The sequence below is a fragment of the Cupriavidus sp. 94F1 genome (assembly GCF_057798875.1).
On record NZ_JBYOJT010000004.1, the window covers coordinates 379,229 to 405,168 of the forward strand.

General features: G+C 66.8%; 27 protein-coding genes. 25 read left to right on the forward strand and 2 right to left on the reverse strand.

All coding sequences use genetic code 11. The features are described from left to right. The first annotated feature begins 120 nt into the window (after positions 1-120). The 15 genes from tauA to AC3FJ6_RS12730 all read left to right on the forward strand — a co-directional run bounded on the left by tauA (position 121) and on the right by AC3FJ6_RS12730 (position 14,488). A complete protein-coding gene (gene tauA, locus AC3FJ6_RS12660) occupies positions 121-1,116 on the forward strand; it encodes a taurine ABC transporter substrate-binding protein (protein WP_488772182.1) in 996 nt (331 codons plus the stop codon). Next, entirely contained in the window at positions 1,092-1,919 is an 828-nt protein-coding gene (locus tag AC3FJ6_RS12665) for a taurine ABC transporter ATP-binding protein (protein ID WP_488772184.1), read from the forward strand. Before tauA ends, AC3FJ6_RS12665 begins: the two co-directional genes overlap by 25 nt. Then, positions 1,916-2,803 (forward strand): ABC transporter permease subunit, encoded by an 888-nt coding sequence (locus tag AC3FJ6_RS12670; RefSeq protein ID WP_488772185.1) that lies wholly within the window; start codon positions 1,916-1,918, stop codon positions 2,801-2,803. Before AC3FJ6_RS12665 ends, AC3FJ6_RS12670 begins: the two co-directional genes overlap by 4 nt. 99 nt (positions 2,804-2,902) lie before the next feature. Then, positions 2,903-3,736 (forward strand): class II aldolase/adducin family protein, encoded by an 834-nt coding sequence (locus AC3FJ6_RS12675; protein ID WP_488772186.1) that lies wholly within the window; start codon positions 2,903-2,905, stop codon positions 3,734-3,736. 322 nt (positions 3,737-4,058) lie between these two features. After that, positions 4,059-4,784, forward strand: a complete 726-nt coding sequence (locus tag AC3FJ6_RS12680) for a GntR family transcriptional regulator (protein WP_488772187.1) — start codon at positions 4,059-4,061, stop codon at positions 4,782-4,784. Next, positions 4,781-5,521, forward strand: a complete 741-nt coding sequence (locus AC3FJ6_RS12685; protein ID WP_488772188.1) for an ABC transporter ATP-binding protein — start codon at positions 4,781-4,783, stop codon at positions 5,519-5,521. The genes AC3FJ6_RS12680 and AC3FJ6_RS12685 overlap by 4 nt, the downstream gene beginning before the upstream one ends. An 11-nt stretch (positions 5,522-5,532) precedes the next feature. Continuing rightward, positions 5,533-6,342 carry an ABC transporter permease gene (locus AC3FJ6_RS12690; RefSeq protein ID WP_488772190.1) on the forward strand — a complete coding sequence of 270 codons (810 nt, stop codon included), beginning with the start codon at positions 5,533-5,535 and terminating at the stop codon, positions 6,340-6,342. A 10-nt stretch (positions 6,343-6,352) separates the two neighbouring features. Further along, positions 6,353-7,372 carry an ABC transporter substrate-binding protein gene (locus tag AC3FJ6_RS12695; protein WP_488772191.1) on the forward strand — a complete coding sequence of 340 codons (1,020 nt, stop codon included), beginning with the start codon at positions 6,353-6,355 and terminating at the stop codon, positions 7,370-7,372. A gap of 72 nt (positions 7,373-7,444) precedes the next feature. After that, entirely contained in the window at positions 7,445-8,452 is a 1,008-nt protein-coding gene (locus AC3FJ6_RS12700; protein WP_488772379.1) for a zinc-binding dehydrogenase, read from the forward strand. A gap of 65 nt (positions 8,453-8,517) precedes the next feature. Then, positions 8,518-8,940 carry a PaaI family thioesterase gene (locus AC3FJ6_RS12705; RefSeq protein WP_488772192.1) on the forward strand — a complete coding sequence of 141 codons (423 nt, stop codon included), beginning with the start codon at positions 8,518-8,520 and terminating at the stop codon, positions 8,938-8,940. A 6-nt stretch (positions 8,941-8,946) separates the two neighbouring features. Next, positions 8,947-10,485 carry a class I adenylate-forming enzyme family protein gene (locus AC3FJ6_RS12710; RefSeq protein ID WP_488772193.1) on the forward strand — a complete coding sequence of 513 codons (1,539 nt, stop codon included), beginning with the start codon at positions 8,947-8,949 and terminating at the stop codon, positions 10,483-10,485. Positions 10,486-10,529: 44 nt separating this feature from the next. After that, complete coding sequence (locus AC3FJ6_RS12715) at positions 10,530-11,618, forward strand: ABC transporter substrate-binding protein (RefSeq protein ID WP_488772194.1); 1,089 nt, start codon at positions 10,530-10,532, stop codon at positions 11,616-11,618. Next, positions 11,615-12,958 (forward strand): acyl-CoA thioester hydrolase/BAAT C-terminal domain-containing protein, encoded by a 1,344-nt coding sequence (locus AC3FJ6_RS12720; protein WP_488772195.1) that lies wholly within the window; start codon positions 11,615-11,617, stop codon positions 12,956-12,958. The genes AC3FJ6_RS12715 and AC3FJ6_RS12720 overlap by 4 nt, the downstream gene beginning before the upstream one ends. Continuing rightward, the gene (locus AC3FJ6_RS12725; RefSeq protein ID WP_488772196.1) at positions 12,955-13,713 is read left to right on the forward strand and encodes an ABC transporter ATP-binding protein; all 759 of its coding nucleotides are present in this window, start codon (positions 12,955-12,957) and stop codon (positions 13,711-13,713) included. Before AC3FJ6_RS12720 ends, AC3FJ6_RS12725 begins: the two co-directional genes overlap by 4 nt. Next, entirely contained in the window at positions 13,703-14,488 is a 786-nt protein-coding gene (locus tag AC3FJ6_RS12730; RefSeq protein WP_488772197.1) for an ABC transporter permease, read from the forward strand. Before AC3FJ6_RS12725 ends, AC3FJ6_RS12730 begins: the two co-directional genes overlap by 11 nt. A 37-nt stretch (positions 14,489-14,525) precedes the next feature. Here the strand turns inward: AC3FJ6_RS12730 and AC3FJ6_RS12735 are convergent, their stop codons facing one another. Continuing rightward, positions 14,526-15,317, reverse strand: coding sequence for a phosphate/phosphite/phosphonate ABC transporter substrate-binding protein (locus tag AC3FJ6_RS12735; protein WP_488772198.1), 792 nt, complete (start codon positions 15,315-15,317; stop codon positions 14,526-14,528). 22 nt (positions 15,318-15,339) lie between these two features. Beyond that, positions 15,340-16,329 (reverse strand): fatty acid desaturase, encoded by a 990-nt coding sequence (locus tag AC3FJ6_RS12740; protein ID WP_488772200.1) that lies wholly within the window; start codon positions 16,327-16,329, stop codon positions 15,340-15,342. Between the two features lie 225 nt (positions 16,330-16,554). Here AC3FJ6_RS12740 and AC3FJ6_RS12745 point away from each other — a divergent pair, with 225 nt between their 5' ends. The 10 genes from AC3FJ6_RS12745 to AC3FJ6_RS12790 all read left to right on the forward strand — a co-directional run bounded on the left by AC3FJ6_RS12745 (position 16,555) and on the right by AC3FJ6_RS12790 (position 25,921). Next, on the forward strand, positions 16,555-16,680 hold the full coding sequence (locus tag AC3FJ6_RS12745) for a hypothetical protein (protein WP_488772201.1): 126 nt from the start codon (positions 16,555-16,557) through the stop codon (positions 16,678-16,680). A gap of 147 nt (positions 16,681-16,827) precedes the next feature. Continuing rightward, positions 16,828-17,823, forward strand: a complete 996-nt coding sequence (locus AC3FJ6_RS12750; RefSeq protein ID WP_488772202.1) for a tripartite tricarboxylate transporter substrate binding protein — start codon at positions 16,828-16,830, stop codon at positions 17,821-17,823. 103 nt (positions 17,824-17,926) lie between these two features. Continuing rightward, positions 17,927-18,751 (forward strand): transporter substrate-binding domain-containing protein, encoded by an 825-nt coding sequence (locus tag AC3FJ6_RS12755; protein WP_488772203.1) that lies wholly within the window; start codon positions 17,927-17,929, stop codon positions 18,749-18,751. A gap of 13 nt (positions 18,752-18,764) precedes the next feature. After that, complete coding sequence (locus tag AC3FJ6_RS12760) at positions 18,765-19,643, forward strand: transporter substrate-binding domain-containing protein (protein ID WP_488772204.1); 879 nt, start codon at positions 18,765-18,767, stop codon at positions 19,641-19,643. After that, positions 19,640-20,878 (forward strand): aminotransferase class I/II-fold pyridoxal phosphate-dependent enzyme, encoded by a 1,239-nt coding sequence (locus AC3FJ6_RS12765; RefSeq protein ID WP_488772205.1) that lies wholly within the window; start codon positions 19,640-19,642, stop codon positions 20,876-20,878. Before AC3FJ6_RS12760 ends, AC3FJ6_RS12765 begins: the two co-directional genes overlap by 4 nt. Further along, a complete protein-coding gene (locus tag AC3FJ6_RS12770; protein ID WP_488772207.1) occupies positions 20,875-21,621 on the forward strand; it encodes an amino acid ABC transporter permease in 747 nt (248 codons plus the stop codon). Before AC3FJ6_RS12765 ends, AC3FJ6_RS12770 begins: the two co-directional genes overlap by 4 nt. After that, positions 21,611-22,423 carry an amino acid ABC transporter permease gene (locus AC3FJ6_RS12775; protein WP_488772208.1) on the forward strand — a complete coding sequence of 271 codons (813 nt, stop codon included), beginning with the start codon at positions 21,611-21,613 and terminating at the stop codon, positions 22,421-22,423. The genes AC3FJ6_RS12770 and AC3FJ6_RS12775 overlap by 11 nt, the downstream gene beginning before the upstream one ends. Next, on the forward strand, positions 22,410-23,276 hold the full coding sequence (locus AC3FJ6_RS12780) for an amino acid ABC transporter ATP-binding protein (protein WP_488772209.1): 867 nt from the start codon (positions 22,410-22,412) through the stop codon (positions 23,274-23,276). Before AC3FJ6_RS12775 ends, AC3FJ6_RS12780 begins: the two co-directional genes overlap by 14 nt. A gap of 13 nt (positions 23,277-23,289) precedes the next feature. Further along, complete coding sequence (gene metC / locus AC3FJ6_RS12785; RefSeq protein WP_488772211.1) at positions 23,290-24,489, forward strand: cystathionine beta-lyase; 1,200 nt, start codon at positions 23,290-23,292, stop codon at positions 24,487-24,489. A 7-nt stretch (positions 24,490-24,496) separates the two neighbouring features. Next, positions 24,497-25,921, forward strand: coding sequence for an FAD-dependent oxidoreductase (locus AC3FJ6_RS12790; protein WP_488772212.1), 1,425 nt, complete (start codon positions 24,497-24,499; stop codon positions 25,919-25,921). Positions 25,922-25,940 lie beyond the last annotated feature (19 nt).

Sequence of the window (25,940 nt, forward strand, 5' to 3'; positions counted from 1 at the left end):
GTGCGTCGTCGGCGGTGGGACGCGTATCGCGAAAACCGGATAAGCATTGGCCGAAACCTTCCTTCTCGCCGCTGGCGCCGTTTCCTATACTGGCCGTCTTTCCTGCCATGACCAACGCCCATGAAAAGCTTGCTGAAGACGATGATGGCCTGCGCCGCGCTGCTGATTGCCGGCACCGCCATCGCCCAATCGAAGGAAGTCGTGATTGCGTACCAGGACATGGTGGTGCCATGGCGCTATGCGCAGGATGCCCAGACCATCGAGAAGCAAACCGGCTACAAGGTCACGTTCCGCAAGCTGGCCAGCGGTGCGGATGTCATTCGCGCGCTGGCGTCGGGTTCGGTGCAGATTGGCGAAGCGGGCTCCGCGCCGATTGCCGCGGGCCTGTCGCAGGGCCTCGGTATCGAGCTGTTCTGGATTCTCGACAATATCAACGACGCCGAAGCGTTGGTCACGCGCCACGGCAGCGATGTGAAGTCGCTGGCCGATCTCAAGGGCAAGCGCCTGGCGGTGCCGTTCGTCTCCACATCGCACTTCCACACCTTGCTGGCCCTCGAGACGGCCAAGGTCGATCCGCGCAGCGTGAAGATCGTCAACATGCGCCCGCCCGAGATTGCCGCCGCGTGGGAACGGGGCGACATCGACGCGACGTTCATCTGGGACCCCGTGCTGGCAAAGGCCAACAAGAACGGCCATGTCCTGACCACGTCAGGCAGGATCGCACAGGAAACCGGCAAGGCGACCTTTGACGGCATCGTCGTCAACAAGGCGTTCGCCCGGGACAATGACGCGTTCCTGACGTCTTTCGTCAGGATTCTGGCCGATACCGATGCGGCGTACCGCGCCAACAAGGCGGCGTGGACGCCGGAATCGCCGCAGGTCAAGGCGGTGGCGAAGTGGTCGGGCGCAGAGGCCGCCGACGTGCCGGCCAGCCTGGCCCTGTATGACTTCCCCACGCCCCAGCAGCAGGCCTCGGCGGCCTGGCTTGGCGGTGGCGCGGCGAAGTCGCTGGCGGCTACCGCGGCATTCCTGAAGAGCCAGGGCACCATCCAGACTGTCTTGCCCGACTATGCCACCGGCGTCAACGCGACATGGGTACGCAAGCTCGCGCAATAACGGACAAGGCCAGCCCGGGAACGGGCGGCCGCATCGAAGCGCACCGCGTGGCAGTGCGCTTTGCTTCGTCTGGCGATCATGCCCCGCTGGCGCTGTCCGGCGTTGACCTGACCATCGCCCCGGGCGAGTTCGTGGTGGCTCTTGGGCCTTCCGGTTGTGGCAAGACCACGCTGCTGAACTGTCTGGCCGGATTTGTCCGGCCGTCCGCCGGACGCATCCTGCTGGACGGCGAACCGGTCACTGGCCCCGGTCCGGGGCTGGGTGTCGTCTTCCAGAAGCATGCGCTGATGCCATGGCTCAATGTGCAGGACAATGTCGCGCTCGGGCTGAGGTTTCGGGGTATCCCCCGCGCCGAACGCATCGCGCTCGCGCAGCATCAACTCCGTCTGGTGGGCCTTGAGCGCCACGGCACCGCGCCCGTCTACCAATTGTCTGGCGGCATGCAGCAGCGCGTTGGCATTGCACGCGCGCTGGCCAACGATCCCCGCGTGCTGCTGATGGACGAACCGATGGGCGCGCTCGATGCGTTATCGCGCGAATCGGTCCAGGAGGTGCTGGCCAAGGTCTGGGCAGCGACCGGAAAGACTGTGTTCTTCATCACCCACAGCGTCGAAGAAGCCCTGTTTCTGGGCACCCGGGTCATCGTGATGTCGGCCGGCCCAGGACGCATCGCGCACGAATTTCCGCTGCCATTCGTTCAACGATATATCGAGACCGGCGATGCCCGGGCCGTGAAAGCGTCGCCCGAATTCATCGCCTGGCGCGAGCGCCTTCTCCACCTGATACACGGGCAACCCGCATGAGCCCCGCTGACGAGACCGTCGCCGCTGTGCCGCTGCAGCAGCATGCCAACGTTGCGTCGCCCGACGCCGCCACCGAAGCCATCATCCCCGTAGCGCAGGTGCTGCCACGTCTGGGCAGCGGCCGGACCGGCACCATCACGGCCGCTACCATCCTCGCGCTGCTTGGCCTCTGGCTGGCAATCACCCGTGCGGGCTGGATTCCACCATTGTTCCTGCCGCCGCCTTCGGCCGTCTGGCATGCCGCCGTTCAGGCCTGGGACGGCAACGTGCAAGGCGGCCTGCTGTTGTGGCAGCACGTGGCATGGAGCCTGGCCCGTGTGTTCGGCGCTTTCCTGTTAGCGGCCATCACGGCAGTGCCGGTGGGGTTGTTGATGGGCACGAGCCGTGTGGCACGGGGCATCGCCGACCCCATGCTCGAGTTCTACCGGCCGCTGCCGCCGTTGGCGTATCTGCCCCTGATCGTGATCTGGTTCGGCATCGACGAGACGGCCAAGCTGCTGCTCATCTACCTGGCTTGCTTTGCGCCGATCGCGCTCGCCACACGCGCCGGGGTGGCTGGCGTACCGACGGAGCAGTTGCACGCCGCCCAATCGATGGGCGCCACGCGATGGCAACTGGTCCGCCACGTGGTGCTGCCAGCGGCCTTGCCGGAGATCCTCATCGGCCTGCGCATTGCCATCGGCTTCGGCTGGACAACACTGGTGGCTGCCGAGATGGTGGCTGCCACCGCCGGCCTGGGTCAGCTTGTGCTCAATGCGTCGAACTTCCTGCGGACCGATGTGGTGGTGATGGGCATCGTACTGATCGGCGCCATTGCGTGGCTGTTCGACCTCGCCATGCGCCGGCTCTCGCAATGGCTCGTGCCCTGGCACACGCATCGGTAGCCCCCGCCATTCGTGTCATATCCTCGTGCCGAATGCTTCGTTCCATTTCGCGGCAGGCCGGCGTAGGTTCATGCGGTGTTCCCCACCGAAAGGCCCGACATGAGCAGCGTATTGCCAATCGAACGCCGTGGCGCGTTCGTTCCCAACCCCAAACCACAGCAGAAGTTCTGGTTTGATCCGGTCCCCGCACGGCCAACGATCGAGGCGGAGCGACGCCATCGGCAGGAACGGTTGGCTGGCGCATTCCGGATCTTCGCGCGCCAGGGATTCGCCCTCGGCCTGGCCGGCCATATCACCGCGCGCGATCCCGAGTTTCCCGACCACTTCTGGGTCAACCCGCTGGGGGTCCATTTCTCGCGTATTCGTGTTTCCGACCTGCTGCTTGTCAATGCGCAAGGCGAGACGGTGGTGGGCGACCGACCGCTGAACAAGGCAGCGTTCGCGATCCACGCGGCGATTCATGAAGCACATCCCCATATCGTCGCGGCCGCGCACACCCATTCCACTTACGGCAAGGCGTGGTCCACGCTCGGACGCCAGCTCGATCCGCTGACGCAGGACGCATGCTCGTTCTTCGAAGATCATGTGCTGTTCGACGACTTCACGGGGATGGTGGTCGACACCTCCGAAGGCCACCGGATCGCCCAGGCGCTGGACAAGGGCAATGGCCAGACCCACAAGGGCGCGATCCTCAAGAACCACGGCATCCTCACCGCCGGCCCGACCGTCGAAGCCACAGCCTGGTGGTACATCGCACTGGAAAACGCCGCCCATACGCAGCTGCTGGCCGAGGCCGCTGGCACGCCGCAGCCCATCGACGAAGCGACGGCCCGGCATACGCATGGACAGGTCGGTGGCAACGAAGGATCGCTGCACGCATTCGAAAGCCTCTACGCCGGACTGGTGAAAGCCGAGCCCGACCTGCTGGACTGACCGCGCTTCTTCCCTCTCTCTCGCCCCCGGCCGGCCCTGGCCCGGGGGCGCAGTCTTCTCCCCCTTCCGTTGCACCGATCCCTGAGCACTGCCGGCATTGGCGTGTATCGGCCACGTCTTCTTGCATGCTCCTGTGCGCGCTGCGGTGCCCACGGCGTTCCTGTGAGCGGCTCACAGTACTGGGCTGCCCAGTCACAGCAGCGTCTTCATATGCTTCCGTAAAACCGTTCGTTTGCTTCCCAATGCCTCGGCTCTAAGCTACGCCCATGTATTTCAAGGCGGACATGCGTACCGCCCGACAATCGCGAAGGAGCAAGGGACGATGTTCGTGCAGGCCGGCATTGCAGAGGACGCCCAGGACACCAGTCTGGGCCTTGCCGCATACGCGGCGCTGCGCCGCGACATCCTGTCCTGCAAGCTGGTGCCGGGCGCGCTGGTCACCGAAGGCGAGTTGATGACGGCCTACGGCTTCGGCAAGAACAGCTGCCGCATCGCGCTCACGCGATTGGCGCACGACCGGCTGATCTTTGCTCGTCCGCGTCGTGGATATCAGGTGGCGCCCATCACGCTCAAGGACGTCGAGGAAGTTTTCGCGCTGCGCGTGCAGCTGGAGCCGATGGCTGCCCGGCTGGCCGTCGGACGCGTCGACACGGCGCTGCTGCACGGGCTGGAGGCGGCGTGCCGTGATGAATACGCGATTCCGGCGCCGCGCCGCATCGACAAGTTCATGGACGCGAACAAGCAGTTCCACCTTGCCATCGTCCACGCCACCGGCAACGAGCGCCTGACGCGCACGCTGTCGGCGCTGATGGATGAAATGTCGCGCCTTGTCGCGCTGGGCTTCAACGTTCAGCGCGTGCGTCCCGAAATCCGCCACGACCACAACTCGCTGATCAAGGCCTTCGAGGATCGCGACGAGAAGGCTGCCGAAACGATCGCGCGCCGCCACATCGAGGCATTCCGCACGCAAACCATGGAAAAGGTTTATGCCAGCCTGTCGCAGGCCGGTACCTACCTGCCGATGCGCGTGGGCGGAGGTGCCGCATGAGTCCGCCCGTTCTGTCTGCGCAGGGCATCGTCAAGCGATTTGGTGCCGCCACGATCCTCGATGGGGTCGACGTCAGCGTGCGCCGTGGCGAGGTACTGGCGCTGGTCGGTCCGTCCGGTTGCGGCAAGAGCACCTTGCTGAACATCCTTTCCGGGCTTGTGCTCCCGGACGCCGGGCAGCTTGCGGTGGACGGCGTGCCCGCCCCAAAGGTGTCCGACTGGCGCCGAATCGCCTATATGTTCCAGGAAGACCGCTTGCTGCCGTGGCGTACCGTGCGCGATAACGTCGCGTTCGGCCTCGAAGCCAGCAACCTGTCGCGCGCCGATCGTCGCCGCCGCGCCGACGACATGCTGGAACTCGTAGGCCTGCACGCACGCGGCGACGCCTGGCCGCACGCGCTATCGGGCGGCATGCGCAGCCGCGTGGCGCTGGCCCGCAGCCTGGCCGTGCAGCCCGAAGTCCTGCTGATGGACGAGCCGTTTTCGAAGCTCGATCCCCAGACGCGGAGCCAGATGCACGACGAACTGCTGCGCATTCAGGCCGGCAATGGCATGACCGTGGTGTTCGTGACGCACGATATGGAAGAAGCGGTGGTGCTGGCAGACCGCGTGGTCCGGCTGGCGGCCCGGCCGGGGCGTGTGGCCGACGTGGTCAACCTGGCGGATCTGGTGCGACCGCGCGTGCCCACCGAGCCCATCGTGGCGGAACAGGTGCGCGTACTGCGCGCCGCGGCATGAGGAGCGCCACCGTGACAGTGACTGCTGCTCGCCAATTCGCCACGCTGGTGCTGCAACGCCTGCTGCTGGTTGCCCTGCTGCTGGGGCTCTGGTGGTGGGGCGCCGCGCGCGTGCCATCGTTCGTGCTGCCCGGCCCCGAAAAGGTGGGCCTGGCCCTGATCTCGCTGTGGCACAGCGACACCTTCGCCGCCGACGTGGCGGCCACGTGCCAACGGGTGCTGTCAGGCTTCGTGCTGGCCACCATCGTGGGCAGCGGCCTGGGACTGACACTGGGTGCAAGCCGCGTTCTGGCCCGCTTCTTCGAGCCGGTCCTGACGGTCTTGAACACCGTGTCGTCGGCCATCTGGGCCATTTTCGCGATCATCTGGTTCGGCATATCCGATGCCACGACGGTCTTTGTCGTGTTCATGACGGCCATGCCGCTGATCCTGACCAATGTCTGGGAAGGCACCAAGACCGTCGATCCGCACTATGTCGACCTGGCACGCAGCTTTCGCATGTCCCGCGTGCAGGTGCTGCGCAAGATCTATGTGCCGACCATCCTGCCGCATTTCTTTGCCGGCGCACGACTGGCGTTCGGCTTCGGCTGGCGGGTGTCACTGGTGGCGGAGACCATTGGGTCGTCCAGCGGCATCGGCTATCGGCTGCGGCAGGCCGCCGACCTCGTCCAGACCGATCAGGTCTTCGCATGGACCGTGCTGCTGGTCGGGCTGATGCTGCTGCTCGAAGGCAGCTTGCTCAAGCCCGCCGAGCGCCGGCTGTTCCGCTGGAAAGCCGCCGCGCAGCAACCGTCCACCCCATCCGTTTCCTTCCAAGCCTGAGGATTTCATCGTGCGCAAGCTACTGTCGGCGGCCGCCGCCGCGTTTTCCGCCTATTCCGCATTTATCGCGCTGTCCTACGCGGCGATCACCCCGGCCACCGCCGCCGAGCCGGCTCCCGTTGTCAAGATCGGCTACTGGACCAGCGGCGTGAGCCTGGGCTACGGCTCGGTCCTGGAAACCAGGGATTTCCTTGCCAAGCGTGGTGTGCGCGCCGAGTTCGTTCACTTTCCCGACGTCAACGCGCCGCTGCGGGCGCTGGCTTCCGGCTCGATCGATCTCGCGTTCGGCGCACCCGTAGCCGGCGTGTTCGGCACCGCGGCGTCGGGCGTGCCCATCCGCATCTTTGCCGCGACGCAACCCGCCGATGTGCAGTTCGTCGTGCCAAAGGACTCACCGATCCAGTCCATCCGTGACCTCAAGGGCAAGAAGGTGGGCATGTCCCCCGCCGGTTCCTCGGTCGCGGTCATCGCGGGCGCCGTGCTGGCCGGAAACTACCAGATCAAGAGCGGCGATTTCGCGCTGGTTGGCGGCAACGAATCGCGCCTGGCGCAGTTCCTGGTGCAGAAGCAGGTGGATGCGGCGGCGCTGCGCTCGGTCACCGTGGAGCAACTTGGCGACGAACTGCCGGTGCGCAAGCTGGGCACGTTCGCCAGCGAGTGGAAAACGCTGACCCAGTCCGACGCCGTGCCCTACATCGGCGTGGGCGCCGCGCGGTCCGACCTGGTCGACAACCATCCCGAGGTCGTGGCGCGCGTGATTGCCGCATTGCGCGACACCCTGGCCTGGGGCAACGCCAATCGCGACGAAGTCGTCCAGATCCTGCAGAAGAAGGCCAACCTGCCGGCCGACGATGCCAAGGTCTATGTCAGCCACTGGAACGACATGAACCGCGTGGCGTTCGAGCCGGCGGACATCGCCACGCTGCGCCGCCAGCACGCCGTGTTCGTCGAATCCGGCCTGGTCAAGGGCGAGCTCAAGGACGATCTGTTTGCCCGCAAGCCCTATGAGCAGGCCAAGGCGCTCAAGTAGGCCAGCTCGTCCCATTTTCCGCCTGATGTCTTTTCGCTTCCCTCCCCCAAGGAACCCATCGTGACTCAATCCATGCAAGCGCTGGTGCTCGACGCACACGGCACCCTCGAAGACCAGCTGCGCGTCGTCGCTGACAAACCCGTACCGAAGGCCGACGAAGGCCACGTCGTGATCCGGGTGGGCGCGTCGTCCTTCAACTACCACGACGTCTTCACCGTGCATGGCATGCCCGGCATCAAGGTGCCGTTCCCCGTCGTGATCGGCCTGGACCTGGCCGGCACCATCACAGAACTGGGTGCCGGCGTGACGTGCTGGAAGATCGGCGACCGCGTACTGGTGAACCCGCTCAAGCCCGGCGTGGGCCTGATGGGCGAAATGACCGATGGCGGCATGGCCGAATTCGCGCGGGTGGATGCGCGCCAGCTGATTGCCCTTCCCGACAACGTCACGTTCGCCCAGGCGGCCGCGCTGCCGGTGGCCTATGGCACGGCACACCGGATGTTGATCACCCACCAGACCGTCAAGCCCGGTGACAAGGTGCTGGTGCTTGGCGCCAGCGGCGGCGTGGGAACCGCCACGGTACTGCTGGCAAAAATGCTGGGCGCCGAAGTCATTGCCGCGGCGGGTTCCGACGAGAAGGGCGAACGGCTCAAGGCGCTCGGTGCTGACCACATCATCAACTATCGCGAAGTCGACTTCGGCAAGTGGGTGATCGAGCGTTACGGCAAGCCGCAGCGCCGCACGCACGAGGGCGGCGTGGATGTCATCGTCAATTTTACGGGCGGCGATACGTGGCTGCCCTCCATCAAGAGCCTGAAGCGCGGCGGCACGCTGCTGGTGTGCGGCGCCACGGCCGGCCATGACCCCAAGGAAGACCTGCGCTACGTCTGGAGTTTCGAGCTCAACATCAAGGGCTCGAACAGCTTCTACGACGACAACCTCAAGGCCCTGCTGGCCCTGGTTGCCGAAGGCAAGCTCGATCCGGTGATCGACAGCGTATTGACGCTCGACCAGGCCGCCAAAGGCCTGGCGCTGATCCGGGATCGCGCCGTGCTGGGAAAGGTTGTGGTGACGCCGTAAGCCATCGCCCCTTTGCCCTACCCCGCACCCCGCCCACCGTTTCATACCGACACCGAAGACCGAACATGACCCAGACCACTACCCCGCCTTCCGCCGCCGACGTACAGGCACGACTGCTTCGCGGCCCCTATCATCAATGGCTCGGCCTGCAGGTCGTATCCGTCGCCGAAGGCGAGATCACGCTGACGGCGAAGTTCCGCGACGAATGGATCGTCAACCCCGACGGCGGCTATATCCACGGCGGTATCCTGGCCGCGCTGGTTGACCTTGGCGCCGACTGGGCGCTGGTATCGCACACCGGCAGGGGTGTGCCGACGGTGGACCTGCGCGTGGACTACCATCGCCCGGCGCGCGGCGATCTTCGGGTCGTAGGCACCGTCATCAAGACCGGGCGCCTGGTGAGCGTGGCCCAGGCCAACGTATATGACGCCGAAGACCGCCTGGTAGCCAGCGGCCGCGGCGTCTACGCCACCCCCGCGCAGGCCTGACGCATCATGGCAGCGGAAGCACACGCAGCAAGTGGCCACAGTCCGGGCCGCAACCTCGGTAGCGTCATTGCGCGCGACGCCGATCCCAGCGCGCTGGCCATCGTTGGCGTCGGCGCCAACGGCGAGGCGATCCGGCGTACGTTTGGCGACATCGACATCGCCGCCGACGCCGTTGCACGGGGCCTGCTCGGGCGTGGCCTGGCGCAAGGCGACCGCATCGCGCTGCTTGGCGTGAATTCGGTCGACTACGTCGTGTCGCTGCTCGGCATCATGCGCGCCGGGCTGGTCGCGGTGCCGGTGAACTTCAAGCTGCCACAGCCACTGGTCGACTACATCGTTGCCGATAGCGGCGCACGGCTTTTGCTGTGCGATGGGGCACACCGGGCGGCGGTGCCGGCGGCCACGCCGGCCATCGTATTCGGGTCGCCCGAACATGCGGCCCTGAGCGCGCCGGACGGCGATCCCGCCGCCTTCACGGCATACGCACCCGCTGACGACGACCTGGCGCTGCTGCTTTACACCTCCGGCTCGACGGGGCGGCCCAAGGGTGTACGCCTGAGCCATGCCAGCCATCTCTGGGTCGTGCAGGCACGCCAGGCCAGCACACCGCTGGCCGGCGAGCGCGTGCTGATTGCGGCGCCGCTGTACCACATGAACGCGCTGGCGCTGATCCTGCTGGCACTTGCCTGCCATGCGCCATCGGTACTGCTGCCCCAGTTCCAGGCCGCCGCCTATATCGATGCCATCGGACGCTATCAGTGCACGTGGTTGACGGCCGTGCCGCCGATGATTGCCATGATGCTGCGCGAGCGCGCATTGCTGGATCGCACCGACCTGGGCAGCGTCCGGGCAGTGCGCATGGGGTCCGCGCCGGTCAGCCCCGCGCTGAAGGCGCAGATCCATCAGCTATTGCCCAATGCACGCGTCATCAACGCCTACGGCACCACCGAAGGCGGGCCCGTCGTGTTTGGCCCGCATCCGGACGGACTGCCCACGCCAGCGCAATCGGTCGGCTATCCGCACCCCGCCGTGGCGGTGCGGCTGATCGATGAGCAGGGTCAGGCTGCCGACGAAGGCGTGCTCGCGCTGCGCAGCCCCGGGCTGATGCTCGGTTACCACAACCGCCCGGAACTGCAGCCATTCACCGATGACGGTTACTACATCACCGGTGACGTGTTCCGCCGCGATGCGGACGGCTTTTACACCTTCGTGGGCCGGCGCGACGACATGTTCGTCAGCGGCGGCGAAAACCTCTACCCCGGCGAGATCGAAAAGGCGCTGGAGCGGCACGAGGCCGTGCAGCAGGCCAGCGTCGTACCGGTGCCTGACGAGATCAAGGGCACCAAGCCGGTGGCCTTCGTGGTGCTGCGCCCGGGCATCGCCCCACCCACCGAACATGCGTTGCGCGAATGGTCGCTGACGCAGTTGGCCGCCTACCAGCATCCGCGCCGGATCTGGTACGTCGATGCGCTGCCACTGGCCGCCACGCAGAAGATCGATCGCCGCGCGCTCGCCGATCAGGCGGTGCGCCTGCTGGTTCCGTGATAGCGCAGCCTGACCCAACCGATTGCAATCCGCAGGAGTCAATGATGTTGTTCCGCAAGCCGGCGCGCGCCGGCGCCACCCTTGCCGCGCTAGGCACCGCCGCGCTATTCGCCACCTCGGCCCATGCGGTCGATGAAGTCACTGTCGCGCTGGCCATTCCGCCCGCGGTCCACGACGGCGCGCCTTATGCAGCCGCCGAGGCGCTGGGCCTGTTCAGGGAAGCCAACCTCAGCGTCAAGACCATCGTCTTTCAGGGCGCTGGCGCCCTGCTGCCGCAGGTGGCGGGCAAGCGCGTGACGTTTGGCTATCCCACATCGGAGCCCGTCATTGCGAGCCACTTTTCGGGCAAGGACCCGCTGCCGCTGCGCTATTTCTATAACGGTGTGCCTGGCAACACGATGGAGTTCGCCGTGCTGGCCGATTCGCCGATCCGCTCGCTGGCGGATCTCAAGGGCAAGCAGATTGGCGTGGGCGCCTTGACCTGGGGAACGATCCCCGGCGGGCGTGCCGCGCTGCGCCTCGCGGGGCTGGAACCGGGCAAGAACGTCGAGTACGTCGCGGTCGGGGCGCTGGGCGCGGGGTTCCAGGCGCTGCGCACCCATCGCGTCGATGCGCTGAACTTCAACAGCAGTTGGGACGACCAGCTCGAACTGTCCGGCACCCGCATCCGGCGCATTGCCTATCCGGCTGTGTTCCAGGAGACGGCAGGCAACGGCTTCATCGCCCACGTCGACACCCTGCGCGACCAGCCCGACCTGGTGCGCCGCTTCGGCCGCGCCTACACCCAGGCCCAGATCGTTTGCGAGGCGAACCCGGCATTCTGCGTCAAGGCATTCTGGCGCCAGCACCCGGAATCCAGGCCGGCAGGCGACGAAGCCAAGTCACTCGCCGAGGCGTCCGAACTGCTGACGCGCCGTCTGAAGCGCGTGCTGCACACCCCGTCCGGCGCGCCGCGCGTACCGGGGCAGTATGATCTGTCAGCCATCCAGCGCGGCATCGAAGCCATGGCCCAGGCCGGGGAGTATCCCAGCGCCGACGTGCCGCTGCAGAAGATTTTCTCGAACGACTTCGTCCCGGCCTTCAACGACTTCGACCGCGCCGCACTGGTGCGACGCGCAAAGGCGGCCCAATGAGCCGGCCATTGCACGCACGCATCGATATCGCCCCGGCCGACGCACTGGTGGATGTCCCGCGCGACATCACCCTGCGCGGATTCAACGGCGAGGAACACGTCACCCTGACCGCGACCCTGAACCATCCGGACGGCAGCCTGTGGGAAAGCCATGCGGTGCTGACTGCCGATGCCGAAGGCACGGTCACCGTCGGCGATACCACACCGGTCAGCGGCGGCTGGATGGTTGCCGACGCGACCGCACCGGTCTGGGCCATGCAGAGAGTGCGCGCCCCGACGCGCCCGGCATGGAGCGAAGGCGTGGCGCCGCTCGACATCATGCTCACGGCAACCGGTCAGTACGGCGCACAGGCAAGAGCGCAGTACACCCTGCGATTCCTGGCGCCTGGCGTCACGCACCGCCCGGTACGCGAGGCCGGCCTCAGCGGCACGCTCTACACCCCGGCGGGTCCCGGCCCCCACCCGGCCGTACTGGTGCTCGCAGGCTCCGGCGGCGGCACGCACGATCAACGTGCCGCGCTATACGCCGCGCACGGCTACTCGGCGCTGGCCCTGGGCTATTTCAAGGCGCCGGGCCGGCCCGACCATATTGACGATACGCCGCTCGAATACTTCGAAACCGCGCTGCGCTGGATGCACGAACGTCTGGCACCGCAGCACGGCTTCGTCGCGGTATCGGGCGTGTCGCGCGGCGGCGAACTGGTGTTGTTGCTGGCGTCGCAATTTCCGGCGCTCGTGTCTGCCGTCGTGGCGTATGTGCCCAGCGCCGTGGTCCATGGGACCCTGCGCGCGGGCCACCCGGACAAGCCGCGCGATGCCACCGCATGGACCTGGCGTGGCCAGCCGCTGCCCAATGTCTGGCGCGATAATCCGGACGCCGACTGGCACGCGTTCGACCATCCCCCCGAGCCGGGCCAGCCAATACGCCAGGCGCCCGCCTTTCATACGCCGCTGCGCAATGCCCAGGCCGTGGCGCTCGCCCGCATCCCGGTGGAGCAGATCCCGGCGCCGGTGCTGCTGATTTCCGGCACCGACGACGGCTTCTGGCCATCGACGCTCTACAGCGACCAGGTGGCCGCCACACTGCGCGAGCGTGGCAACGGCGCGATCGTCGAGCACTTTCGCGGCGAAGGCGCCGGCCACGCGATCGGCTTGCCGCAATTGCCAGCGACACTGATCGCAAAGCCGCACCCCGTAGCCGGACAGCTGCTCGATGGCGGGGGCACCGCGCTGGCCAATGCCCGGGCCAGCGCCGCCTCGTGGACACGCGTGGTCGATTTCCTTGCCGGTGCCGTGCAGCGATCCGCCGGCAACAATGCCGGGCGGGCTACCGCATCATGAGCCCCGCCCTGTCGATACGCGGGGTGGGCCTGACCTATCCCACGCGCTCCGGGCAGACCGAGGCATTGGCCGACGTCGATGTGGACATTGGCGAAGGCGAGTTCGTGGCGCTGCTCGGCCCTTCGGGCTGCGGGAAATCCACCCTGTTGCGTCTTGCCGCCGGCCTGCTTTCACCGACGCGTGGGCGAATCACACTGAATGGGCACCCGGTCGATGGGCCCAGCCGCGGCACGGGCGTGGTGTTCCAGAAGCCAAGCCTGCTGCCGTGGAAGACCGTACGCGAAAACGTGCTGCTGCCGGCGCGCACCCAGGGCCTGGACCTGTGCCGTGCGAAGGCCCGTGCCGATCAATTGCTGGAATTGGTGGGCCTGACGACATTTGCGGGCAACTATCCGTTCGAGTTGTCGGGCGGCATGCAGCAACGGGTCGGCATCGCCCGCATGCTGCTGCCGGACCCCGCCCTGCTGCTGATGGACGAACCCTTCGCGGCACTGGACGCGTTGTCGCGCGAGACCTTGACCTTCGCCCTGCAGGATATCTGGAGCGTCCAGCGCAAATCCGTGCTGTTCATCACGCACAGCATTCCCGAGGCCGTGTTCCTGGCGGACCGGATTCTGGTCATGTCGCCGCGCCCTGGCCGCATCGTGGAGTCGCTGCAAAACCCGTTGGCGCGCCCGCGCAGCGTCGACACATTCGACCATCCGGAATTCACCGCCCTGACCCAGCACTTGCGGAGACACTTCAATGCCCACTGACATCGTCGTCCGGCGCCTGCCCGCACCGCTCTATCCCGCTATCAGCATCGGCCTGCTGTTGCTCGCCTGGGACCAGGCGGTGCGATGGCTGCAGATTCCCGACTACCTGCTGCCCCCGCCAGAAGCGGTCTTCCAGTCGCTGGCGGAGGGATTTGTCACCGGCACGCTGTGGCCGCATATCGGCGCCACGCTGCTCAACACCGTTGCCGGCTTTGCGGTGGGCAGCGTCCTGGCCGTGGCGCTTGGCGCTTTGCTGGCGGAATCCGAAACCTTCGAGCGCTTTGTCTACCCGCTTCTGGTGGGACTGCAGGCCACGCCCAAGGTGGCGCTGGGGCCCATCCTGCTGGTCTGGTTTGGCTTTGGTGCGGCATCGAAGATCGTGCTGGTAGCCCTGGTCTGCTTCTTTCCGCTGTTCGTCAACACGATCAACGGCATCCGGCGCACCGACCCCGAACTGCTGGAAGCATGCCGCGCGTTCAGCGCATCGCGCGGCTTCCTGCTGTGGCACGTCAAGCTGCCGGCCGCGCTGGTCGACATCTTCTCGGGCCTGCAGATCGGCGTATCGCTGGCCCTGATCGGCGCCGTGGTGGGCGAATTCCTGTCGGCCCAGCGCGGGCTCGGCTACCTGATTGCCTCGTCGTCGGTCAGCATGAGTCTTGCCACGATGTTTGCTGGCGTGCTGCTGCTCGCGGTGACCGGCCTGATCGGCGTGGAAGCCGCGCGCGGCATCCATCGGCGCGTCGTCTTCTGGCATCCCGCGGCGCGCGGCCGGTAAGTGACTGCGCCGGTATCGATGGCTTGGCGTTCCGACGCTATCCCAGTTCGCCGTACCCCAGCCGCTGCGCGTCCAGCGCCATCGCGGCGATCGGCAGGTACGCCGCCGCGGTCGTCCGCACGACGTCGTCCATATGAAGCCGCGTCCGCAGGTCGGCGTCATCGCGCAGCGCCTCGCGCAAGGCGACGCGCACCTGCCTGACAAGGGAAGTGCGGGCGCGCCGCGAGGCAATGAAGGGCAGCCCGGGCACCGCCCGCGTCACGCCGATCTGGCGGATGCCCGCCACCAGCGCTGGATGATGCTCGGACGCAAATGCCAGGGTCACGCAGTCGATCGCCGCGACATCGGCCCGGCCTTCTCCGACCGCGGCCAGCGATGCGAGATGCGAACCCGTGTGCACCACGTCGCCGAAGAATCGCCCATCCCTGGCCAGCGGCGCAACGACGTGACGCAGCGCGTTCATGCCGCTGTGCGAGTCAGGGCCGTTGCACGCGGCGCGTGCGCCCCGGCAGGCTTCGATCGTCGCAGGCCCACCATCGGCACGCACTACGATGACACTGCGGTAGGCCTGCCGATGGCAGCCGGACACCGCAAAGCGCGGCGTGCCGATCAGCCGGACATAAGGGGCCAGCCCGTGGACCAGCGGATAGCCGCAGGTCTGCGACAGCAGCAGGTCGTCGCGGCGCCAGAAGGCGTGCAGCGCGTCGGCGCCTTCGCCAGGGTCTACCGCCGCGAGCGTCACAGGCGCCCGCGCGCGCCCCAGCAACTGGCCAACCCGGTCGATCAGCAGTAGCCAATCGTCGCGCAACGGTGCCGCGACGTTGTACATGGGCAGCGCCGCCACCCAGCGTTCAGGCCTTGCCATGATCACCCGATGTCTCGATATGAAGCGCCAGCATCCCGTCGAACCGTGGATGCACGACAGGCGCCACCGTGCGCCATGCATAACGCACGAGCCATTCGCGGTAGCCCTGGACGAAGAAGCCATCGTCGCGCGCCAGGTAGTCATGCGCCCGTCGTCGATAGACCCAGGCCAGCGCAAACCACGGCACACCTGGCAGATCGTGATGCACAAGGTGAAAGTTGTTGTTCAGGAACAGCAGGCGCCAGCCCAGGCCGGCTTCGTTGATGACACTGCGCGACGCATGGGCTTCGGTGGCGCGATGTTCCTGAAAGGACCGGATCGCCGCCAGGGACAGCGCGGGATACGCGACGCCCGCCAGCATCAGCCAGGCCGGCATGCCGCATTCGCGCTGCAGCCACGCCAGCAAAACCGTCAGGGCGGCAAGATGCGCCGCCCACACGGGGAGATCGCGCGAGTCTCCGGACCGCACCCGGCCGATCGCGTCGCCGACGATCGACGCGATGGAGAACGCCGGCTGCAGCACGATGCGGCCGGCCATCGTGTTGCGTGCCGCATAGAGGCGACGCAAGACACGCGGGGCGGACTGCCATGCACCAACGTCGAGGAAGTAGCTTTCCGGATCGGTATGCGGATGCGTGAGTTCGGCCTCATGGTGCTGCAGATGCGCCCGACGGTACAGCGCATAAGGCAGCCACACCGCCAGTGGCGCCGCGCCAAGCAGCGCATTCAGCCATGGCAGACGCGTCGGATGCCCGTGCAGCAACTCGTGCTGCAGCGACAGGTACCACGTGGTGCACAACGTCAGCAGTACGCAGGCCAGCGGCAGGCCGAGCTGCCTGGCATGGGTCGCCACGCCAAACCAGGCGCCATACACGGCCAGGATCAGCATCCAGGTGGGCAGCTCGGTGCGCCACAGCCAATGCCGCGCCGCCTGCGCAAGTTCCATGCGCTGCTGATCGTCGAGGTAAGTGGTCATCCGCGCGGGTCTATGAAAGAGAGACAACGACACCGCAGCATACGGGCGCCAGTGCACGCTCAGGAACGAACGATTGCCGATAACGATATGTGCCGCGCCCGCTTCGCGTCACATGCGCTCGGCGCCGGCGACACTCACCGGATTTGCATAGTCGGATTCCTTCGTTGACGTACCGGACGTCTGCGTCCACAACATGGCTGGTCGACCATCACGGAGAGCCTTGCCATGACCGATCTGCTCGACTGGTTCACGGCCATCTGCGCTGTGGTTCTGGTCTACGCCGCGCTGCGCCATCCGCTGTACCCGCCCCATAAGGACAGCGAACCCTCGAAGCGTCCGCCACCCCGTTGATCGCGCAAGTCTGTCGCGCATATCGAAGTACGAAAAGATTTGTTCGTATCGGGCGCTGCACTCCATAAGCTGACTGATCCGCGACATTGCGCGATTCCTGCCGACATCGTGTCGGCAGGCGTGTCCGGACTCATACCTGCATCCATCATGCTGCGCCGCAGACTGCTCGACTCGTTGAAACTCGCCCTGGCCGCCTTTGCCTACGCCACCTGCGCCACGCCGTCCATCGCCAACACGCCGGTCGATGGATTCCCGAACCGGACCGTGCGCATCATCGTGCCGGTGGCCGCCGGCGGCAGCGCGGACAAGCTGGCCCGCACGCTGGCCCAGAAGCTCAGCGAGCGGTGGCACCAAAGCGTGGTCGTCGAGAACGTGTCGGGCGCAAGCGGCACGATTGGCGCAGGCCAGGTGGCCCGCGCCACGCCGGATGGCTATACGCTGCTGCTCGGCGGCGAAGGCGTGACGCTGAATGCGTCGCTGTTCAAGCGACTGCCCTACGATACGCGCCATGCATTCCGTGGGGTAACCAAGGCCGTGGTCAGTCCACAGGTGCTGGTGGTCAGGCCCGATCTGGGCGTGAAGACCTTTGGCGAATACCTGGCCCTCGCAAAGCGCAAGCCAGGCGAGATTGCGCTGGGACTGCCCGGCAATGGCGGTATCGCCCATGTCGCGCATGAAATGCTGTCGCGTCAGCTCGGCATCGAGGTCAACTACATTCCCTATCCCGGCGGTGGTCCCGCGACGCTTGACCTGCTGGGCGGCCATATCGATGGCACGCTGATCACGCTGGCCGCAGTCACCGACTATGTGCGCAACGGCCGCCTGACTGCACTGGCCGTCACCACGCCCTATCGTTCGAAGGCGCTGCCGCAAGTGCCGACCATGGCCGAGTCCGGCGCGTCCGGCTTCGCCGTCGAAAGCTGGCAGGGCCTGCTGGCCCCGGCCGGTACGCCAACCGACGTGGTGGAGCGTATCAGCCGCGATGCCACGGCCGTGCTGGCGCAGCCGGGCACCCGACAGCAACTCGAAGACGCCGGCTTCGTCGTGGTGGCGTCATCGGCGCAGGCACTCGACGACACCCTATCGAAAGACCTGCCGCGTTACGCGGCGGTCATCGCCTCGGCGGGCATCAAGCTGAACTAGCTGCAGCGAGACGCCCCCAACTCTTTCCACGGCAAAACTGCCCTTGCCGTGCAGCCATACCCTTTCAGGGCATCGGCTGCCTGGCGCCAACTTCACCTGCCCCATGACATCCGCCTACACCCTGCGCGCCATTGCCGCGCTCGCACTCACACTCATCGCCACGCAGCCGGCACGCGCCGACGCCACGCTCGACAAGATCAAGCAGCGCGGCAAGGTTGCCATCGGCGTGCTGGTCAACGGCGGCCCATTTGGATCGATCGATCCGGCCACCCAGCAACTGGTCGGCTGGAACCCCGAACTCGCCCGTGACCTCGCCAAACGCCTCGGAGTGGAAGCCGAACTCGTCCAGGTCAACCCCTCCAACCGCGTGCAGTTCCTGCAAGCTGGCAAGGTGGACCTGCTGATTGCCTCGATGGAATACAACCCCGATCGTGGCGAACTGCTGTCCTACGCACCCACGCCGTTCTACCGCGTCGGCGGCACCGCGGCAGTGCTCAAGACCAGCGGCATCCATCAGTGGGAAGACCTGCGCGGCAAGACCGTATGCGCGTCGCAGGGCAGCAGCTTCGTGAAGCCTCTGCAGGAGCAGTATGGCGCGCAGGTGCGTGGCTTCAAGACGGCATCCGAATCCCTGCTGGCATTGCGCGGCGGCCAATGCGTGGCGGCCGTGCATGACGCCACGTTGATCCATCCGCTGCTGCGCTCCAATGCCGAGTGGGCCACCTATGCCGCTCCGATCACAACCGAGATCCTGCCAGCGCCGTCGGTGGTCTGGGCCCGCAAGGGTGAAACGGATACGGTGGCCGCCGTGGACAAGGTGGTGCAGGAATGGCACCGCACCGGCTGGTTGATCGGCACCGAAAAGCGGCTGGGCATCACGCCGCCACAGCCGGTGCTGCCCGAACTGCAGGCAAAATTCAAGGGCTGAGGGCCGGCGCGCGATGAACAAGTACCTCGTATCGGCCGCCCTGCTGCTGGCCGGGTTCGCCACGGCCCATACGGCCTGGGCCGACGCCACGCTCGACAAGATTCGCCAGCGCGGCAAGCTGTCGGTTGGCATCGACGGCCCCAGCCCGCCGTTCGGCATCCTCGATACCGCTACCGGAAAGACTGGCGGCTACCAGACGGAACTGGCGGCCGACCTGGCGCGCCGCCTTGGCGTGCAACTGGAAACCGTGCCGGTGACGGCTTCCACGCGTGTGCAGTTCCTGCAGGCGGGCAAGGTCGACCTGCTGGTGGCAAACATTCAATGGACGCAGGAGCGCAGCGAGATCCTGAGCTTCGCCCCGACGCCTTACGACCTGGTCGGCGGCGCTGCCATGGTGTCCAGGCAAAGCGGCATCCAACGCTGGGAAGACCTGCGCGGCAAGGTGGCCTGCGTCTCCCAGGGCAGCAACTTCGCCAAGCCGCTGGCCGAGCGGTACGGCGCCATCGTCAAGGGCCTGCGTGGCATCCCGGAATCGTTGCTGGCGCTCAAGGGCGGCACGTGCGCGGCATCGGTGCATATCCAGCCGGCGCTGTACCAGACGCTGAACGGACCGAACAAGGCTGAATGGACCGCGTTCACGCTGGCCACCGACGACCAGTTGATCCCGTCGCCAACCGTCGTATGGACGCGTCGCGGCGAGCAGGACACGGTGGCATTCGTCGACACGGCGATCCGCGACTGGCATCGCACGGGCTTCCTGCTCAGCCAGGCCAGCAAGTTCGGCGTGCCGGACGGGGCCTACATCCGGCCCGCACGCGATCGCGCCAAACAGGGCAAGTTCGACGTGGCACCACAGGACTTCGCCGTCTTCACGGAGAGCCGGAAGCCATGACCACACCATCCATCACGCTGTCCCAGCGTGCCCGCCGCGTGCGCTTGTCGCCGATTGCCGCCGCCGGGCAGCGTGCCGCCGCGCTGATCCGCCAAGGTCGTGACGTGCTGACGCTCACCGCCGGCGAACCCGAATTCGACACGCCGCCTGCCATCCAGGAGGCGGCCATCGCGGCCATGGCGCGCGGGGAAACACGCTATACACCGACGCCGGGCACCGAAGTGCTGCGTCGCGCGGTAGCCGAACGCTTCAACGCGGACCATGCCATCGGCGTCGCGCCGGCCGAAGTGTTTATCGGCAGCGGCGGCAAGCAGGTGATCTTCAACGCATTCGCGGCCACGCTCGATGCCGGCGACGAAGTCATTGTGCCCGCACCCTACTGGTCTTCGTTTCCGGACATCGTGCGCGTCAACGACGGCAGTCCCGTCATCGTGCCGTGCGACCAGCAGAGCGGTTTCAAACTGACGGCCGGCGCACTGGCGTCCGCGATCACGCCGCGTACGCGCTGGGTCATCCTGAACTCGCCGTCCAATCCCACCGGCGCGGTGTACACGCAGGACGAACTGCTGTCGCTGGCCAAGGTACTGCGCGCGCATCCGCAGGTACTGGTCCTGCTCGACGAGATCTACGACCTGATCCGCTTCGTCCCGCCGGCGCGGCACTGGCTGGCGCTGGCACCGGACCTGCGCGGCAGATCGCTGATCCTCAACGGCGCATCGAAGACCTATGCAATGACCGGCTGGCGCATCGGCTGGGGCATCGCACCGGCCGAACTGGTGCAGGCGATGACAGCAATCCAGTCGCAGGTCTCGTCAGGTGCCAATTCGATCGGGCAGGCCGCCGCCGCAGCGGCGCTGCTGGCCAACGACCGGGCTTTCGTCGATCAGGCCCGCGACGCCTATGCGCGCCGGGCCACGTTGACCGTCGCGGCGATCAACCGCGTTCCCGGGCTGCGCCTGCTACCGCCCGACGGGTCCTTCTTCGCCTACATCCACTGCGGCGGACTGATCGGACTGGTACGGCCCGACGGCCAGGTGCTGGCAACCGACAGCGATGTGGTGGACTGGCTGCTGGACAGCGCGGGCGTTGCGGTGGTGGAAGGCGCCGCCTACGGGCTGTCACCGTACTTCCGCCTGTCGTTCGCCGCTGCGGACAACGTGCTTGAAGCGGCGTTGCAGCGCATTGCGCAGGCCGTCGCCACACTCAGCCCCGCGTCGGCGGAGGCGCACCCATGATCGACGCCTGGATCGTTTCCGGAATCGCCGCGCTGAAGCCGCTGGGCCTGAACTACGCCTTCGTTCTGGACACTACCGAGCGCACTGCGTTCCTGCATGGACTGGTCGTCACGCTGCAACTGTGCGTGCTGACGATTACTTGCAGCCTGCTGGCCGGCGCCGCGCTGGCGGCCATGCTCACCTCCGGCAACAAGGCGCTGGCTACGCCAGCACGCGCATTCGTCGAGCTGACCCGCAACACGCCCACGCTGGTGCAGCTCTATTGCGGCTTTCTCGTGCTGAACATGCTGATCACCCAGCATCTGAGCAGCCTGGGCAGCAGCAACCCGCTGACGCCATTCTTCTGGGTGGTGGCCGTCGTGTCGCTGCACAAGGCGGTGTTTCATGCCGAGGCCCTGCGCGCCGGCATCGAGGCCGTCCCGCGCGTCACGCTGGAGGCCGCACGCTCGCTGGGATTCTCGCGGCGGCAACTGCTGCTGCAGGTGGAACTGCCGCTGGCCGTCCGTTTCGCGCTGCCGGCGCTGGTCAACAACCTCGTCGATCTTGTCAAGATGACGGCCGTCGCGTCGGCCATCGCCGTGGGCGATGTCACGTATGAATCGATCATGATCTGGACCCAGCGCGACAACGTGCTGGAATTGCTCTTGTTGATCCTGGCGTTTTTCGGCGCGCTGACCTGGCTGGTCAGCCGCACGGGCCGCTGGCTGGAACTGCGTTTGAGGATGCCCGGCTATGGCCAGTAACCCGCTTGCCCTGCCCTCGCGCGCCGCGCCGCCCTCCGTCAGGCATGTCCTTGCCAGCCCCTGGGTGCTGGCTGCGTTGTGCGTGCTGGCCGTCGTCGGCTTCTGGAACGCCACAGGCAGCACGCCGGCCGCGTTCCGCAACCTGTGGACGTGGTCGCCGGCGCTGCTGCGTGGCATGTGGGCAAACATCGAAATCAGCGTCCTGGCGATGGCGCTTGGCACATTCGCCGGCCTGGTGATCGGCGCGCTGTCCCTGTCCACCCATCGCGGGATACGCCACCTGGCACGACTATGGGTGCAGGCGTTCCGCAACGCCCCGATCCTGGTGCTGGTGTACTTCACCACCTATGTGTTTCCGTTCGAGCTTCACATTGGCCAGTGGACGGTGCCGTTTCCCGACTGGATCAAGGTCGTACTGGGGCTTGCCCTGCCAGCCAGCGCCAACGTGGCAGAGATATTCCGGGGCGCGATCCAGTCGATTCCAAGCGCGCAATGGGAAGCTGCCCAGTCGCTGGCGTTCCGGCGCAGCCAGATTTTCCGGCTGATCGTGCTCCCGCAGTGTGTGCGGCGCATGTTGCCGCCGTGGATGAACCTTTACGCCAGCATCACCATGAGCACGTCGCTGGCCTCGCTGGTTGGCGTGCACGACGTGGTCGATACCGCCCAGGTGGCCAGCAATACCGTGGCCCGCACCGACTTCACGGTGCTGGTCTATTTCACGCTGCTGGCCCTGTTCTTTGCCTATTGCTATCCGATCGCGCGCGCCACGCGTGCGCTGGAGCGTCGTCATGACCGCCACTGATTCCTTTCTGCGCAACCACCAGCCGCAGGCGTCCGTCGACTCGCCCGCCAGACCGCTCGTCGCACTGCACGACGTGCACCTGACCTTCGGCGACAACACCGTGCTCAAGGGTATCGATGTCGAGGTGCGGCGCGGCGAGGCCGTGACCATCATCGGGCCATCCGGTTCTGGCAAGAGCACGATCCTGCGCTGCATCACCGGGCTGCTCCGACCGCAACAGGGGCAGATCCGCGTTGGCGACACCGCCGTGGAAGCGCTACGCACCGAAGACGAACTGATTGCCCTGCGCAAGCGCGTGGGCTTTGTCTTCCAGCAGTACAACCTGTTTCCGCACCTGACCGTACTGGAGAACCTGGTGATCGCCCCCACCCGGGTAATCGGCCGCAGCCGGCGTGAGGCCGAGCAGGAAGCGCATGCGCTGCTGGGCAAAGTGCGGCTGGCCGACAAGGCGCACGCGTATCCGGGCGAACTGTCGGGCGGTCAGCAGCAACGCGTGGCGATTGCCCGGGCCCTGGCGATGCGGCCCGAGCTGATCCTGTTCGACGAGGTGACGTCGGCGCTCGATCCCGAAACCGTCGGCGAAGTGCTGACCGTGATCCGCGAACTCGTGGAAGACGGCATGACCTGCGTGCTGGTGACCCACGAGATGCGCTTTGCCGCCGAGATCAGCGATCACATCTACTTCACCGAAGCCGGCCGAATCGTCGAGCATGGGCCGCCCGAGCAGATCTTCGGCAACCCCAGCCACGAGCGCACGCGCGCCTTCCTGCGCCGGGCGCTGGGCGCCATTCCGCGCCTGCCCGCCGAATTCAACGCCGCGTTCGCACCGGCACCCGCACCCACCCAAGGCTGACCAGGACCATTCCATGAGCGAGAATCCCACGGACGGCATCCACACACGGCTGCTGCATGCCGGCGCGCCACGACTGCACGATGGCGCCGGCCCCGTCAACGTTCCCGTGGTGCGCACCAGCACCGTCCGTTTCGAGAACGTCGAGACGCTGGCCGACCGCCATCACCGCCGCTCGCATGGCGAGCGGATTGCCACGTATGGGCGTCACGGCCTCGACACCCATGAGGCGCTGGAAGACGCGTTATGCACCCTGGAAGGCGGGCATCGTGCCTTTCTGGCGCCCTCCGGGCTGTCGGCCATCACACTGGTGCTGCTGGCGCTGCTCGGCCCCGGCGACCACGCGCTGGTTTCCGACACGGTCTATGCGCCGCTTCGCCGGGTCGACCAGACGCTGTTGCAGCGGCTTGGCGTGGAAATCCAGTATTTCTCGCCCGCACATGACGACCTCGATGCGCTGATTCGCTCCACCACACGGCTCGTGTATCTGGAGTCGCCGGGCTCCCTGCTGTTCGATGTTCTCGACTTGCCCGCGCTGACGGCCATTGCACGCGCCAAAGGCGTGCCGGTCGCCATCGACAACACATGGAGCGGCGGCTGGTTCCTGCAGCCTTTGCGCCTCGGCGCCAATCTTTCGATCCAGGCGGCGACCAAGTACATCGCAGGCCATTCCGACGTCATGCAGGGCGCCGTCGTGGTGGACAGCCCGGCGCTGGCGGAGCGCATCGCGACCGCACACGAGGCGCTGGGCCTCACCGTCGGTGCCGACGACGCCTATCTGGCGCTGCGCGGGCTCCGCACGCTGCCCGTACGGCTGGCGCAGCACCAGCGCAACGCGACGGAGGTGGCGCAATGGCTGCAGCAGCAGCCGCTGGTGTCCCGCACCTTCTATCCCGCGCTGCCCGACGACCCCGGTCACACGCTGTGGAAGCGCGATTTCACGGGTGCCAGCGGGCTGGTGTCATTTGCCCTGCGCACCCGCGACCACACCGCAGCCGGCCGGCTGGTCAACACCCTGCGGCTATTTTCGATCGGCGCCTCGTGGGGCGGCTACGAGAGCCTGGCGCTGGTGGCGCCCCCCGAACGGCTCAATGCGTCCCGTAGCTGGCAGGAACATGGGGACGACGCGCCGGTCATCCGCCTGCATGTCGGCCTGGAGGACCCACGCGACCTGATCGCGGATCTGCACCAAGCCTTCCAACGGACCATTGCCTAGGATTGACATGAGCGACATCGACCAATTCGCGCGGGACACGCTGCGGCTACTGGGCCCGGCTCCCGACAACTGGGTGCCCCAACGCGACGGCATCGACCATAACGTCGTGGTCGTCGGGGGCGGCCAGGGCGGCACTGCCATCGCCCATGCACTGCGGCGGGCGGGCATCGGCCGGGTTTCCGTGATCGACGCTGCGGCAGACGCTTCCGGCACCGGCGTCTGGCTTACCCGCGCACGCATGCACAAGCTGCGCACGCTGAAATCGCTGGTAGGACCGGAACTCGGCATCACCGCGCTGGGCTTCCAGCAATGGTTCGAGGCCCGCCACGGCCGCGAGGCCTTCGCGGCACTAGACCGCATTGCGCGCGCCGACTGGGCTGCCTATCTCGACTGGTTCCGCGACTTCCTCGATATCGAGGTTCGCCACGGCACGCGCCTCGTCGATATCGCACCGTTCGAGGACGCCGGCGTACAGGCGCTGCGGCTGACGCTGGAAGTCGGCGGTGCGAGGCACGTCGAGACGACGCGCAAGCTTGTCCTGGCCAACGGCGTAGCCGGCAACGGTGCGCCATCCGTGCCCGGCTACCTGCAGGCGGCGGTACAGGCGGGGCTCGCCGCGCATACGGCCGATGCCATCGACTTTGCGGCGTTACGCGGCAAGACCGTGGCGGTGATCGGTGCGGCCGCCTCGGCCTTCGACGCGGCGGCAGTGGCGCTGGAAGCTGGCGCGCAGGCGGTACGGCTGTTCTCCCGGCGCGATCACATTGCGGCCCGGGCCGTGGCCAAGCCGCGCATGTACCCCGGCTTTTTCGAGAACTACGCCAGCCTGTCCGATGCGCAGCGTTGGCAGCACGCGGTACGCTACCGCCGCGCGGGCTCGACGCCTCCGGCAGATGCCGTGAAGCGCGCCACCGCCCATGCGAACTTCCATCTGCACCTATCCTCGCCGTGGCAGGCTGCCACGCTGCGCGACGGCAGCGTCGAAGCCCATGTGGCAGACCGGACATTCGTGTTTGACTTCGTGATCGCCGGCACGGGATACACCACCGACCCTGCCGACCGCGCCGAACTGGCCAGCATCGCCCCATGGATGGCTCGCTGGCGCGACCGGTACGAGCCGCTGCCCGGCGAGCGCGATGACGCGCTTGGCGCTTCGCCCTATCTGGGCTCCGGCCTTGAATACACCGAAAAGCACCGCGGTGCCGCGCCATGGCTCGGGGCAATCCACGTGTTCAATCCGGCCGGCTATGCCAGCACGGGCGTTCCGTTGGGCGATATCCCGAGCATGCGGCGTGATATCCCGCGGATCGTATCGCGCGTGAGCCAGGATCTGTTCACCGCCGACCTTGCATTGCACCAGGCCCGCGCGCTTGCCGAGGTGTCGCCTGATTTCGGGCCGGACTTGTACGCACATGCCGTCTGGCACGGCTGAACGAAACAGGGGGCCGTGA